Raw genomic sequence first — 12,147 nt, 5'->3', positions numbered from 1 at the left:
TGGCTTTGCCAAGCCGCTGGTGTTGCCCCCTTGGGGGGGCGCCGAAGGCGGCGCGGGGGGCTTACTTCGTGCCCATCCAGGCGAGCAGCGAGGCGCGCATGGCCTCTTCCACCGACATGTCGATCGGCGTGGTCCAGCTGCGCGGAACGAACACGGTGTAGCCGCCGATCATGTAGCCCATGGGCAGGTAGACCGCCACGTGGTCCAGCTCGGCCAGCCCGGGCGGCAGGCCGGCCATGTTCTGGCGCGTCACCAGGCCGACGATGGTCATCTCGTTGTCCGGCATCTTCAGCATCACCACCTGCTGCTGGGCGTCCTTCTTGTTGGGCGCGAAGTAGTCGGCGAAGCTCTTGAGCGAGGAATAGATGCTTTTGACAACCGGCAGGTTGGTGAACGGCAGCTCCACCCAGGAGAGCATGCGCGCCGTCACGGGCTGGGAGATCAGGAAACCCAGGCCGAAGATCATGGCCGCGCCGATCACGATGCCCAGGCCAGGCAGGTAGAAGTCGCCGACCAGCGGTCGGATCGCCCACATGGCGATGGTTTCCACCCAGACGATGAACAGGTACAGCACGTAGACCGTGAGCGCCACCGGCAGGAAGGTGATCAGGCCGCGGAAGAAGTACTGATAGATCGGTTTCACACGCGGGAGCATACCGCGAGGTGGCTTGCAAACCGCCAGAATGCCCCCATCTGCCCGCTGTTTGCCCCATGCCGGGTGGCATGCCTGGTGTTCGCGCCAGTTCAGGAACTCCCTCGGGGCCAGGAGGCTCTCTCATCCATGAACGGACTCTTCGACTTCTTTGGCCGCGTGCTGCGTGGCGTGATCCGGCTGGCGCTGGCCCTGGCCGCCCTGGTCTTCGTGCTCAGCCTGCTGCTGGCGTCGCTGGTGGTAATGGTCGGCGTCTCGCTCTGGTCGCTGGTGACCGGCCGCAAGCCCGCCCCGGCGGTGGTGTTCAGCCGTTTTCGCCAGACCTCGCAGCGCTACACGCAGGGCGTGTGGCCGGGTGGCGCGGGCGGTGTGCGCCGGCCCATGGGCGATGTGGTCGATGTCGAGGCCACCGAGGTGCCCGAGGCCCCGACCCGCGAACCGGGCGCCCGATCGGGCCCCGACCACACGGCGCGCGTGATCTACTGATCGGCCCGCCGGGCCAGCGCGGCCTCGTACAGGGCGTTGCGTGGCTGGCCGGTGATCTCCGCGCACAGGCGCACGGCGGTCTTCAGCGGCAGTTCGGCCAGCAGCAGGTCCAGCGTGCGCAGCGCCGCCGCGTCCACCGCGCCGGCTTCGGCCGCCTCGGCCGCCAGCGGGTGCACCATCAACACGAACTCGCCGCGCGTGCGGTGCGCGCCGGCCTGCAGCCAGCCAGGCAGGGCCTCGGCGGGCATGGGCGCGATCTCCTCGAACTGCTTGGTCAGCTCGCGCCCCACGGTCAGGGTGCGTGGGCCCAGGGAGGCCAGGTCCTTGGCCAAAGCCTCGATGCGGTGCGGCGCCTCCAGCAGCACGCAGGCGCGCGCATCGGCACCGATCTGCTGCACCTCGCGCTGGCGCTCGGCCGCCTTGGGCGAGAGAAAGCCAGCGAACACGAAACGACCGTCCCAGCCGCTGTGCCCGGCCACGCTGAGCAGCGCGGTGATGCTGCTGGCGCCCGGGATCGGCAGGCAGCGCAGGCCGGCGCCTGCCACGGCGGCGACCAGGCGCGCGCCCGGGTCGCTCACCCCCGGTGTGCCGGCGTCGCTCACGTAGGCGATGCGCTGGCCTTCCTGCAGGCGTTGCACCACGGTCTGCGCGGCCTCGGCCTCGTTGTGTTCGTGCAGCGCCAGCAGCGGCTTGTGCAGGCCGTAGCCCTGCAGCAGCGCGGCGGTGTGGCGCGTGTCCTCGCAGGCCACGGTGTCCACGAGCGAGAGCACCTGCAGCGCGCGCAACCCGATGTCGGCCAGGTTGCCGATGGGGGTGGCGACCATGTAGAGCGCGCCCTGCGGATAATGCTGGTGCCCCGCTGCGTCGCGGGCGGCGGCCAACAGGGATGGAGTGCTTGCAGACAATGTGGACATCCAGAAAACAGGCGGCGCCCTCGGGGAGCGGCGCGGCGAAACAGACCACCAAGGACCGGGGCGACGCCGCGGAGGATGCGGCCCTGGTCCACCTGCGGCGCCATGGCCTGGCGCTGGTGCGGCGCAACTTCAGGACCCCGGGCCGGGGCGGTGGCGAAGTCGATTTGATTATGCGCGAGCCCGATGGCACGCTGGTCTTCGTCGAGGTGCGCCAGCGCGCCAGCCAGCGCCAGGGTGGGGCCGGCGCCAGCATCACCGGGGTGAAACAACGCCGCATCGTGTTCGCGGCGCGGCACTTTTTGCTGCGGCTCGGCTCAGAGCCTGCATGCCGCTTCGATGTGGTGCTGATCGATGGCGCGTTCGACGCGCCGACGCCGGTGCGCATCGAGTGGCTGCGCGCCGCCTTCGATGCCTCCGTGGCATTCTGAGCAAATGGATACACCCCTCACCGCTATGATCGCGCCATGCTTCTGCAACGCATCCAGCAACAGTTCATCGACAGCGCCGACCTGAAGTACCAGTGCGCCCAGTCCCTGGCACCGATGGTGGAGTCGGCCATCGCGGCCGTGCTGGCCAGCGTCACGGGCGGCGGCAAGGTGCTGGCCTGCGGCAATGGTGCTTCGGCCGCGGCCGCGCAGCACTTCGCGGCCAGCTTCGTGGGCCGCTACGAACGCGAGCGGCCCGAGCTGGCGGCGTTTTCGCTCTCGTCCGACGCGGCGGTGCTCACCGGCATCGCCAACGATTTCGATGCCCGCGCGGTGTTCGCCCGCCAGGTGCGCGCGCTCGGCCAGGCCGGCGATGTGCTGCTGGCGCTGTCCACCAGTGGCAATTCGGCCAACGTGCTGGCGGCGGTGGAGGCCGCGCACGAGCGCGAAATGGTCGTGGTGGCGCTCACCGGCGCGCGCGGCGGCCGCCTCTCGATGCAACTGCGCGACACCGACGTGCACCTGTGCGTGCCGCACGAGCTGCCGGCCCGCATCCTCGAAGTGCATCACCTCGTGCTGCACTGCATTTGCGACGGCGTGGACGCCCAGCTGCTGGGCCTGCCCGACGAGTCCAACACCCCTATGGAGAGTGCCTCATGAGCCAGATCAAGAACACCCCTTCCTTTCACCGCATCGCCGCCGCCGCGCTCGCCGTGGCCGCCCTGGGCGCCACGCTGAGCGCCTGCGCGCCCCTGGTGGTGGGCGGCGCGGCCGTGACCGCACTGGTGGCGGTGGACCGCCGCACCTCGGGCGCGCAGCTCGACGACCAGGGCATCGAGCTGAGGGCGTCCAACCGCCTGAAGGACGAGCTGGGCGACGCGCACGCGCGCTACAACCTCTCCAGCTACAACCGCCGCGTGCTGATCACCGGCGAGGCCTCCAGCGAGGCGATCAAGACCAAGGTCACGCAGATCGTGTCCGGCGTGGAGAACGTGCGCGAGGTCATCAACGAGCTGGGCGTGACCAACAGCCCCTCGCTCAAGGAGCGCGCGAGCGACACGCTGATCACCGGCCGGGTGAAGGCCTCGCTGGTGGACGCCAAGGACCTCTCGGCCAGCGCCTTCAAGGTGCTGACCGAGCGTGGCACGGTGTACCTGATGGGCCGTGTGACGCAGCGCGAAGCCGACCGCGCCACCGACATCGCGCGCAACACGCAGAACGTGTCGCGCGTGGTGCGCGTGTTCGAGATCATCTCCGAGCAGGAACTCGCCAGCATCGGCGCCGCCAAGCAGCCGGCGCCCACCAACCCTGCGAAGTAAGCAAACAGCGGCGCCAGGCGCCATCCAGAACACGGCGAAACCGGCTTCGCCGGGCCGCACGTGTTGCCCCCTGGGGGGTGACGCCGAAGGCGGCGCGGGGGGAGCCTACTTCAAGCGTTTGATGAGGCTGGAGGTGTCGAAGCGCTGGCCGCCCATGGCCTGCACGTCGGCGTAGAACTGGTCCACCAGCGCGGTGACCGGCAGGCGCGCGCCGTTGCGCTTGGCTTCGTCCAGCACCAGGCCCAGGTCCTTGCGCATCCAGTCCACGGCAAAGCCGAAGTCGAACTTGTCGGCCACCATGGTCTTGCCCCGGTTGTCCATCTGCCAGCTCTGGGCCGCGCCCTTGCCGATCACGTCCAGCACCTGGGTCATGTCCAAGCCGGCCTTCTGACCGAAGGCGATCGCTTCGGACAGGCCTTGCACCAGGCCGGCGATGCAGATCTGGTTGACCATCTTGGTGAGCTGGCCGGCGCCGCTCTCGCCCATGCGGGTGAAGGCGCGCGAGAAGGCCATGGCCACCGGCCTGGCGGCGTCGAACGCGGCCGCCTCACCGCCGCACATCACGGTCAGGGCGCCGTTCTGCGCGCCCGCCTGGCCACCCGAGACGGGGGCATCCACGAAAGCGATGCCCAATGCCTTGCCCGCGCCATGCAGCTCGCGCGCCACGTCGGCCGAGGCGGTGGTGTGGTCCACGAACACGGCGCCGGGCGACATGCCGGCGAAAGCGCCGTCGGCACCGAGCACGATGGAGCGCAGGTCGTCGTCGTTGCCCACGCAGGCGAACACGATGTCGGCGCCCTGGGCCGCCTCGCGCGGCGTCGGTTTGTGCGCCCCGCCGAACTCGGCCACCCAAGCGGCCGCCTTCGCGCTGGAGCGGTTGTAGACCGTCACAGCGTGGCCGGCGCGCGCCAGGTGCCCGGCCATGGGGTACCCCATGACACCCAGGCCGATGAAGGCGACCTTTCGCGCAGAGGTGGATTCGTAGGTGCGTTCGGCGATGCTGGTCATGTGAAGAAGCTTCCAATACAAGAAATGTCGCGGAACCGGCTTTGCCGGGCCGCAGACATTGTCCCCTTGAGGGGGTGACGCGCGCCAGCGCGGCGCGGGGGTGGGTCAAACTATGGTGAGGTGCTCGGTGCCCGCCGCCAGGTCCAGCGACTTGGCGCGCTGACTGTTGAGCTTGATCTGCAGCCGCAGGTCGTTGAGCGAATCGGCGTTGCGCAGCGCGTCTTCGAGCGTGATGAGGTTGGCCTCGAAGGCGTTGAACAGCGCCTGGTCGAAGGTCTGCATGCCCATCTGGGTGCTCTTCTTCATGATCTCCTTGATCTCGGCGACATCGCCCTTGAAGATCAGGTCGGAGATCAGCGGCGAGTTCAGCATGATCTCCACCGCCGCGTGCCGGCCCTTGTTGTCCTGGCGCGGCACCAGGCGCTGGGAGACCAGCGCGCGCAGGTTCAGCGACAGGTCCATCAGCAGCTGGGCACGGCGCTCTTCGGGGAAGAAGTTGATGATGCGGTCCAGCGCCTGGTTGGCGCTGTTGGCGTGCAGCGTGGCCAGGCACAGGTGGCCGGTCTCGGAGAACTGGATCGCGTGCTCCATGGCTTCGCGGTCGCGGATCTCGCCCATCAGGATCACATCGGGCGCCTGGCGCAGCGTGTTCTTCAGCGCGGCTTCCCAGCTGTCGGTGTCCAGGCCCACCTCGCGCTGCGTCACCACGCAGTTCTTGTGCGGGTGCACGAACTCGATCGGGTCTTCCACCGTGATGATGTGGCCGTGCGTGTTCTCGTTGCGCCAGTCCACCATGGCCGCGAGCGAGGTGGACTTGCCCGAGCCGGTCGCGCCGACCAGGATGCACAGGCCGCGCTTGGAGAGCGCCACGTCCTTGAGCACCTGGGGCAGGCCGAGCTTGTCGATGGTGGGCAGCACGGCGGGAATCGTGCGCAGCACCATGCCGACCTTGCCCTGCTGGATGAAGGCGTTGACGCGGAAGCGCCCGATGGCCGGCGGCGAGATCGCGAAGTTGCACTCCTTGGTGCGCTCGAATTCGGCGGCCTGCTTGTCGTTCATGATGGCGCGCGCCAGCGCCAGCGTGTGCGTGGCGTTCAGAGGCTGCGGCGACACCTTGACGACCGAGCCGTCGACCTTGATCGCTGGCGGAAAATCGGCGGTCAGGAACAGGTCGCTGCCCGAGCGGCTGAGCATGAGGCGCAGCAGGTCGTTGATGAATTTGGATGCCTGGTCGCGTTCCATGAGAGTGTCCTTTGATCAGCAGCGACGGCCGCCGCGCAGGGCCGCCCCAAGCAAGGCCAGCCCCCTTGGGGGGCAGCGAGCCGCGCAGCGGTGGAGCGTGGGGGTCGTCATCTCAGCCCGGGAAGTTCTCGGGGATCTTCGCTTTGCCGCGTGCTTCCGCCGGGCTGATCACATTGCGCTTGACCAGCTCCGAGAGGTTCTGGTCCAGCGTCTGCATGCCCACGCTGTTGCCGGTCTGGATGGCCGAGTACATCTGCGCCACCTTGGCCTCGCGGATCAGGTTGCGGATCGCGCTGGTGCCCAGCATGATCTCGTGCGCCGCGACACGGCCCGAGCCGTCCTTGGTCTTGCACAGCGTCTGCGAGATCACCGCCACCAGCGATTCGGAGAGCATCGCGCGCACCATGTCTTTCTCTTCGGCCGGGAACACGTCGATGATGCGGTCGATGGTCTTGGCCGCGCTGGAGGTGTGCAGCGTGCCGAACACCAGGTGGCCGGTCTCGGCGGCGGTCATCGCCAGGCGGATGGTTTCGAGGTCGCGCATTTCGCCGACCAGGATCGCGTCCGGGTCTTCGCGCAGCGCCGAGCGCAGCGCGTTCGAAAAACTCAGCGTGTGCGGGCCCACCTCGCGCTGGTTGACCAGGCACTTCTTGGACTCGTGCACGAACTCCACCGGGTCTTCCACCGTGAGGATGTGGCCGTACTCGGTTTCATTGAGGTGGTTGACCATGCCGGCGAGCGTGGTGGACTTGCCCGAGCCGGTGGGCCCGGTCACCAGCACCAGGCCGCGCGGGCGCAGCGCGAGGTCGCCGAAGATCTTGGGTGCGTTGAGTTGCTCCAGCGTGAGGATCTTGCTCGGGATGGTGCGGAACACCGCGCCAGCGCCGCGGTTGTGGTTGAAGGCGTTGACGCGGAAGCGGGCCAGGCCTTCGATCTCGAACGAGAAGTCGCACTCCAGGAACTCTTCGTACTGCTTGCGCTGGCTGTCGTTCATGATGTCGTACACCATGCCGTGGACCTGCTTGTGGTCCAGCGGTTCGACGTTGATGCGTCGCACATCACCATGCACCCGTATCATGGGTGGAAGACCGGCCGAGAGATGAAGATCGGATGCTTTGTTCTTGACGCTGAAAGCCAGCAGTTGGGTGATATCCATCCCGGGGTCCCGTGCGGTGTTGAGGTATGACGGCAGATTATGACGACCATTGAACGCAATCTCCAAGGGCTGAAAGAGCGCATTTCGCGTGCTTGTTCACATGCCGGACGCCCCGTGGAGGCGGTGGTTTTGCTCGCGGTTTCCAAGACCTTCGGACCGGACGCCGTTCGTCAGGCGCAGGCCGCCGGTCAGCGGTGTTTTGGCGAAAACTACGTGCAGGAGGGCGTCGAGAAGATCCTCGCGCTGCGCGAGTCGGCTGTTGCGCCGACGCCAACGCAATGGCACTGCATCGGCCCGCTGCAAAGCAACAAGACCCGTTTGGTGGCCGCGCATTTCGACTGGGCGCAATCGGTGGACCGGCTCAAGATCGCCGAGCGCCTGAGTGAACAGCGCCCCGAAGGACTGCCGCCCTTGCAGGTGTGCCTGCAGGTGAATGTGGACGGTGGCCTCACGAAAGCAGGCGTGGCGCCGGCCGAACTGCGCGAACTGGCGCAGGCGGTGGCGCGCTTGCCGAACCTGCGCCTGCGCGGCCTGATGTGCATCCCCGAACCGGCCGAGACCTTCGAAGCCCAGCGCGCGGTGTTCCTGCAGGCGAAGGAGTTGTTTGATCAACTCAATGGCGCGGGCTTGGCACTCGACACGCTGTCCATGGGCATGAGCGACGACCTCGAGGCCGCCATCGCCGCCGGCTCGACCATGGTGCGCGTGGGGCGCGCCGTGTTCGGCGGCCGCCCCGCCAAACTCACTTCCTTGGCTTGACCGTCCCGCAGTCGGCCGACAGCCACTTGCCCTGGCCGTCCATGGTCATGGTCTGGGGCTTCCCCTGGTGCGTGGTGTTCATCACCATCTTCACGGTGTAGGCGGCGTCGCCGCTGAAGGTGTAGGTGCCTTCGCCCGAGGACGAGGGCTTCTTGCAGACGAAACTCATCTTGAGCGCGGTGGCGCTGCGCGAGGTGACGGTGTTGGTGCAGTCGCCATCGCCTTGCATCGGCATGTCCTGCCGAGCAGCCATCTCGGGCGTGATGCAGACCTTCATGGCCATGCCGCCGCCCGGGCCCGGCGTGGGCATGGCCTTGCCCTGTCTGGCCAGCATGTCCTCCATCTGCTTGCGTTGCGCGGGCGGCATGCTGGCCATCTGCTGCTGCATCTGCGCCATGGCCTGGTCCATCTGGGCACTGCCACCGACCTTCTGGGTCATTTCCCACAGGCCGGGTTTGATGCTTTGGGCGTGCGCGGTGGTGGCGGCCAGCGTGACGCCCAGCAACAGGGGGGTGATGGTGGTGTGGTGCATGGCGGCTCCCATGGGTGAGAGTGCCATTGTGCGGCGCCGGGTGGGCGTGTCAACGGCGGCGTCAATGGATCACAAGGGCAGCCGCGAGCTGTTCTTCACCTCTTCCATCACCGCGTAGGTGCGCGTCTCGCGCACGCCGGGCAGCTGCCACAACACGCTGCCGGCGAAGTCGCGGTAGGCGGCCATGTCCGCCATGCGGGTCTTGAGCAGGTAGTCGAAACCGCCGGCGACCATGTGGCATTCCATGATCTCGTCGCGCACCTGCACGGCGGCCTTGAATTCGTTGAACACGTTGGGCGTGGTGCGGTCGAGCAGCACCTCGACGAAGACCATCATGCCCCGCCCGAGCTTGAGCGGGTTCAGCCGCGCCTCATAGCCCAGGATGTAGCCGTCGCGCTGCAGGCGCTGGGTGCGCGCGAGCACGGCGGTGGGTGACAGGGCCACCGCCTCGGCCAGCTTGAGGTTGGTCAGCCGGCCGTCGGCCTGCAGGAGCTGCAGGATCTTCAGGTCGATGCGATCGGGTTCCTGGGTGTCGGACATGGTGGTGAATTATCCGGTTGGAGCTGATATTTTTGGTGAAAAACTCGGTTGATTCGGCGGCACCATGCGTGAATTCACCGATTGCCCGCCTTTCTGGAGTGTTCCAATGCCCCGTGCCCAAGACCGCCTGCCGTTCCCTTACCGCCCCGAAGCCGGCGTTCTCGCCCAGCGCCTGAGCGCCTTGCGCGGTGCCCTGGATTGGGTAGCAGCCGCGGACCATGCGGCACCCTGGGTGCGCGCGGTGCGCGAGAACCCGCCGCCGTTCTGGGCCATGGAGAGCCTGCTCAAGGAGTACCCGATCTCCAGCGCCGAGGGCCTGGCCCTGATGCGACTGGCCGAGGCGCTGCTGCGCGTGCCCGACGCCGAGACCGCGATCGCCCTCACCGCCGACCAGCTGGGCCGAGCCGACTTCGATGGAGCGGCCGACTCGACGCTGGCGCGCCTCTCGTCCACGGCGATCGCCATGTCCAAACATTTCCTGCCGCACGCGGGCAGCGAGCCCGGTCTGATGGCCAAGCTGGGTGCCAAGACCGTGGTGGCCGCGACGCTGCGCGCGGTGCAGTTGCTGGGCCGCCAGTTCGTGTTGGGGCAGACCATCGAGGAGGGCATGAAGGAGGCCGCCTCGGCGCGCAGGCGCCAGGCCAACCTGCGCTTCAGCTTCGACATGCTGGGCGAGGGCGCCCGCACCGACGAAGACGCCCTGCGCTACCTCGCGAGCTATCGCAACGCCATCGCGGCGATCGCGCGCAGCGCCGACCCGGCGCGGCACCCGGGCCAGAACGACGGCATCTCGATCAAGCTCAGCGCCTTGCACCCGCGCTACGAGGACGCGCAACACGACCGCGTGATGCGCGAGCTCGTGCCGCGCGTGTGGTCGCTGTGCGAGGCGGCGGCCGCCGCCAGCCTCAACCTCACCATCGACGCGGAAGAGGTGGACCGGCTCGAACTCTCGCTGGCCGTGTTCGAGGCCCTGGCAACCCGGGTGGCGCAACACTGCCCCCAATGGCAGGGTTTCGGCCTGGCCTTGCAGGCTTACCAGACGCGGGCGGTCGAGCTGATCGAGCATGTGGCGGGCCTGGCACGGCAGCACCGGTTGAGGTTCATGTGCCGCCTGGTCAAGGGCGCGTACTGGGACGCCGAGATCAAGCGCGCGCAGGAGCTGGGCCTGCCGGCCTACCCGGTGTTCACGCAGAAGCCGCACACCGACGTGAGCTACCTGGCCTGCGCGCGGGCCCTGTTCGCGGCGCACGACGCGATCCACCCGCAGTTCGCCACGCACAACGCGGGCACCATCGCGGCCATCCTGCAGATGGCGGCGAAGCAGGGCACGCCGTTCGAGTTGCAGCGCCTGCACGGCATGGGCGAAGGCATCTACCGCGAGGTGTTGAAGAACCCGGCCGTCTCGTGCCGCGTCTACGCCCCGGTGGGCGCGCACCGTGACCTGTTGGCCTACCTGGTGCGCCGCCTGCTGGAGAACGGCGCGAACTCGTCGTTCGTGCACCAGCTGGCCGACGAGTCGGTGGGCATGGACGAGCTGCTGGTGTCGCCGCTGGCACAGTCCCGGCCCGAGGCCCTCGCGTCCACGCTGCCCTTGCCGCCCGACCTGTACGGCCCGGCGCGCCCCAACAGCCAGGGGCTGGACCTCGCGGTGGTCGCGCACCGCGAGCCGCTGCTGGCCGCGCACGCGGCGCTGGTGGTGCCTGCGGTGGCCGAGGCCCGCGCCGCCGACGCGCCGGCCGCCGTGAATGCCGCCGTGCGGGCCTTTGCCGGCTGGAACCACACGCCGCTGGCCGAGCGCGCGGCCACGCTGCGCCGCGCGGCCGACGCCATGCAGCAGCAGATGCCGCGGCTGTGCGCGCTGCTGGTGAAGGAAGCGCACAAGGGTTGGAACGACGCGGTCTCCGAGGTGCGCGAGGCGATCGATTTCCTGCGCTATTACGCGAACGACGCCGAGCGCGTGATGGCACCGCAGGCCCTGCCCGGGCCCACCGGCGAGAGCAACACGCTGCGCCTGGAAGGGCGCGGCGCCTGGGTCTGCATCAGCCCCTGGAATTTCCCGCTGGCGATCTTCACCGGCCAGGTGGCGGCGGCGCTGGTCACGGGCAACACCGTGTTGGCCAAGCCGGCCGAGCAGACCCCCGCCATCGCGCTCGAAGCGGTGAAGCTGCTGCACGCGGCGGGCGTGCCTACCGACGCGCTGCAGTTGCTGCACGGCCCGGGCGATACCGTGGGCGCGGCGCTGGTGGCGCAGCCCGGCGTGGCCGGCGTGGTGTTCACCGGGTCGACGCAGGTGGCCAAGCTGATCCAGCGCGCGCTCGCCGCGAAGGACGGCCCCATCGTGCCGCTGATCGCCGAGACCGGTGGCATCAACGCCATGCTGGTGGACAGCACGGCCCTGCCCGAGCAGGTGGCCGATGCCGTGGTGCAGAGCGCGTTCCGCAGCGCGGGCCAGCGCTGTTCGGCGCTGCGCCTGTTGTGCGTGCACGAAGCCGTGGCCGATGGCGTGATCGCGATGATCCAGGGCGCGGCGAGCGAGCTGGTGGCGGGCGACCCGGCCGATCTGGCCACCGACCTGGGGCCGGTGATCGATGCCGAAGCCTTCGAGGGCATCGGCCGCCATCTGCAGCGCCTGAATGCCCAGGCCCGGCCGCTGCTCGACGCGAACCGCTCGCCGGCCCTGCCTCAGCTGGTCGCGCCGCGCATGTACGAGGTGGGTGGCATCGCCGAGGTGGCGCAGGAGATCTTCGGCCCGGTGCTGCAGGTGGTGCGCTGGGGCGGCGACCCGATGGGCGTCATCCAGCAGATCAACGCGCTGGGCTACGGCCTCACGCTGGGCATCCAGACCCGCATCGACAGCCGCGCACTGGCGCTGGCCGGCGCGGCGCGCGTGGGCAACGTCTACGTGAACCGCAACATGATCGGCGCCGTCGTGGGCGTGCAGCCCTTCGGGGGCGAAGGCCTCAGCGGCACCGGGCCCAAGGCGGGCGGTCCGCACTACCTGCAGCGCTTCTGCGCCGAGCAGACGCTCACCATCAACACCACGGCGGCCGGGGGCAACGTGGCGCTGTTCACCGGGTAACCCTCCGACACGTTTCGACACCCGGCCGGTGCGAT

At 68.7% G+C, this 12,147-nt stretch carries 12 protein-coding genes and 1 pseudogene; 6 read left to right on the top strand and 7 right to left on the bottom strand.

Features of this window, described 5'->3' with window-relative positions:
* Positions 1 to 24: 24 nt before the first annotated feature.
* Positions 25 to 655 (bottom strand): annotated as a pseudogene (locus AC1Q9M_RS21155) (DUF502 domain-containing protein); the annotation flags it as partial.
* 126 nt (positions 656 to 781) lie between these two features.
* Between AC1Q9M_RS21155 and AC1Q9M_RS21150 the strand changes: the two are divergent.
* Positions 782 to 1,138, top strand: a complete 357-nt coding sequence (locus AC1Q9M_RS21150; RefSeq protein ID WP_382322166.1) for a hypothetical protein — start codon at positions 782 to 784, stop codon at positions 1,136 to 1,138.
* On the opposite strand, the gene rsmI is transcribed toward AC1Q9M_RS21150, so the two are convergent.
* On the bottom strand, positions 1,132 to 2,043 hold the full coding sequence (gene rsmI / locus AC1Q9M_RS21145) for a 16S rRNA (cytidine(1402)-2'-O)-methyltransferase (protein ID WP_382322165.1): 912 nt from the start codon (positions 2,041 to 2,043) through the stop codon (positions 1,132 to 1,134). The genes AC1Q9M_RS21150 and rsmI overlap by 7 nt on opposite strands.
* Between rsmI and AC1Q9M_RS21140 the strand changes: the two genes are divergently transcribed.
* Genes AC1Q9M_RS21140 through AC1Q9M_RS21130 form a run of 3 tightly spaced genes read left to right on the top strand, consistent with a single transcriptional unit; the run spans position 2,043 to position 3,796 of the window.
* Positions 2,043 to 2,480 (top strand): YraN family protein, encoded by a 438-nt coding sequence (locus AC1Q9M_RS21140; protein ID WP_382163836.1) that lies wholly within the window; start codon positions 2,043 to 2,045, stop codon positions 2,478 to 2,480. The two genes, rsmI and AC1Q9M_RS21140, sit on opposite strands and share 1 nt — an antisense overlap.
* Before the next feature lie 36 nt (positions 2,481 to 2,516).
* Complete coding sequence (locus AC1Q9M_RS21135) at positions 2,517 to 3,137, top strand: SIS domain-containing protein (protein WP_291120132.1); 621 nt, start codon at positions 2,517 to 2,519, stop codon at positions 3,135 to 3,137.
* A complete protein-coding gene (locus AC1Q9M_RS21130; protein ID WP_492435607.1) occupies positions 3,134 to 3,796 on the top strand; it encodes a BON domain-containing protein in 663 nt (220 codons plus the stop codon). The genes AC1Q9M_RS21135 and AC1Q9M_RS21130 overlap by 4 nt, the downstream gene beginning before the upstream one ends.
* Before the next feature lie 105 nt (positions 3,797 to 3,901).
* Here AC1Q9M_RS21130 and AC1Q9M_RS21125 read toward each other — a convergent pair whose 3' ends face one another.
* The 3 genes from AC1Q9M_RS21125 to AC1Q9M_RS21115 form a co-directional block, all read right to left on the bottom strand.
* A complete protein-coding gene (locus AC1Q9M_RS21125) occupies positions 3,902 to 4,804 on the bottom strand; it encodes an NAD(P)-dependent oxidoreductase (RefSeq protein WP_492435605.1) in 903 nt (300 codons plus the stop codon).
* Positions 4,805 to 4,909: 105 nt separating this feature from the next.
* A complete protein-coding gene (locus AC1Q9M_RS21120) occupies positions 4,910 to 6,046 on the bottom strand; it encodes a PilT/PilU family type 4a pilus ATPase (protein ID WP_291120124.1) in 1,137 nt (378 codons plus the stop codon).
* 112 nt (positions 6,047 to 6,158) lie between these two features.
* On the bottom strand, positions 6,159 to 7,202 hold the full coding sequence (locus AC1Q9M_RS21115) for a type IV pilus twitching motility protein PilT (protein ID WP_291121788.1): 1,044 nt from the start codon (positions 7,200 to 7,202) through the stop codon (positions 6,159 to 6,161).
* 39 nt (positions 7,203 to 7,241) lie between these two features.
* Between AC1Q9M_RS21115 and AC1Q9M_RS21110 the strand changes: the two genes are divergently transcribed.
* Entirely contained in the window at positions 7,242 to 7,961 is a 720-nt protein-coding gene (locus AC1Q9M_RS21110; protein ID WP_492435602.1) for a YggS family pyridoxal phosphate-dependent enzyme, read from the top strand.
* Here AC1Q9M_RS21110 and AC1Q9M_RS21105 read toward each other — a convergent pair.
* Positions 7,945 to 8,493, bottom strand: a complete 549-nt coding sequence (locus AC1Q9M_RS21105) for a DUF3617 domain-containing protein (RefSeq protein ID WP_492435600.1) — start codon at positions 8,491 to 8,493, stop codon at positions 7,945 to 7,947. The two genes, AC1Q9M_RS21110 and AC1Q9M_RS21105, sit on opposite strands and share 17 nt — an antisense overlap.
* 69 nt (positions 8,494 to 8,562) lie before the next feature.
* The gene (locus AC1Q9M_RS21100; RefSeq protein WP_297395587.1) at positions 8,563 to 9,033 is read right to left on the bottom strand and encodes an Lrp/AsnC ligand binding domain-containing protein; all 471 of its coding nucleotides are present in this window, start codon (positions 9,031 to 9,033) and stop codon (positions 8,563 to 8,565) included.
* A 106-nt stretch (positions 9,034 to 9,139) separates the two neighbouring features.
* Here AC1Q9M_RS21100 and AC1Q9M_RS21095 point away from each other — a divergent pair, with 106 nt between their 5' ends.
* Entirely contained in the window at positions 9,140 to 12,112 is a 2,973-nt protein-coding gene (locus AC1Q9M_RS21095; protein ID WP_492435598.1) for an L-glutamate gamma-semialdehyde dehydrogenase, read from the top strand.
* Positions 12,113 to 12,147 lie beyond the last annotated feature (35 nt).

The sequence above is a fragment of the Hydrogenophaga sp. GW823-FHT04C09 genome, assembly GCF_058796355.1.
This window is presented reverse-complemented; position numbering and strand designations above follow the sequence as displayed.

Bases quoted from the DNA above. Each gene is read 5' to 3' on its own strand.
- AC1Q9M_RS21110 (WP_492435602.1), top strand. From the start codon at position 7,242: ATGACGACCATTGAACGCAATCTCCAAGGGCTGAAAGAGCGCATTTCG.
- AC1Q9M_RS21120 (WP_291120124.1), bottom strand. From the start codon at position 6,046: ATGGAACGCGACCAGGCATCCAAATTCATCAACGACCTGCTGCGCCTC.
- AC1Q9M_RS21115 (WP_291121788.1), bottom strand. From the start codon at position 7,202: ATGGATATCACCCAACTGCTGGCTTTCAGCGTCAAGAACAAAGCATCC.
- AC1Q9M_RS21135 (WP_291120132.1), top strand. From the start codon at position 2,517: ATGCTTCTGCAACGCATCCAGCAACAGTTCATCGACAGCGCCGACCTG.
- AC1Q9M_RS21125 (WP_492435605.1), bottom strand. From the start codon at position 4,804: ATGACCAGCATCGCCGAACGCACCTACGAATCCACCTCTGCGCGAAAG.
- AC1Q9M_RS21100 (WP_297395587.1), bottom strand. From the start codon at position 9,033: ATGTCCGACACCCAGGAACCCGATCGCATCGACCTGAAGATCCTGCAG.
- AC1Q9M_RS21130 (WP_492435607.1), top strand. From the start codon at position 3,134: ATGAGCCAGATCAAGAACACCCCTTCCTTTCACCGCATCGCCGCCGCC.
- AC1Q9M_RS21140 (WP_382163836.1), top strand. From the start codon at position 2,043: ATGTGGACATCCAGAAAACAGGCGGCGCCCTCGGGGAGCGGCGCGGCG.
- AC1Q9M_RS21150 (WP_382322166.1), top strand. From the start codon at position 782: ATGAACGGACTCTTCGACTTCTTTGGCCGCGTGCTGCGTGGCGTGATC.
- AC1Q9M_RS21105 (WP_492435600.1), bottom strand. From the start codon at position 8,493: ATGCACCACACCACCATCACCCCCCTGTTGCTGGGCGTCACGCTGGCC.
- AC1Q9M_RS21095 (WP_492435598.1), top strand. From the start codon at position 9,140: ATGCCCCGTGCCCAAGACCGCCTGCCGTTCCCTTACCGCCCCGAAGCC.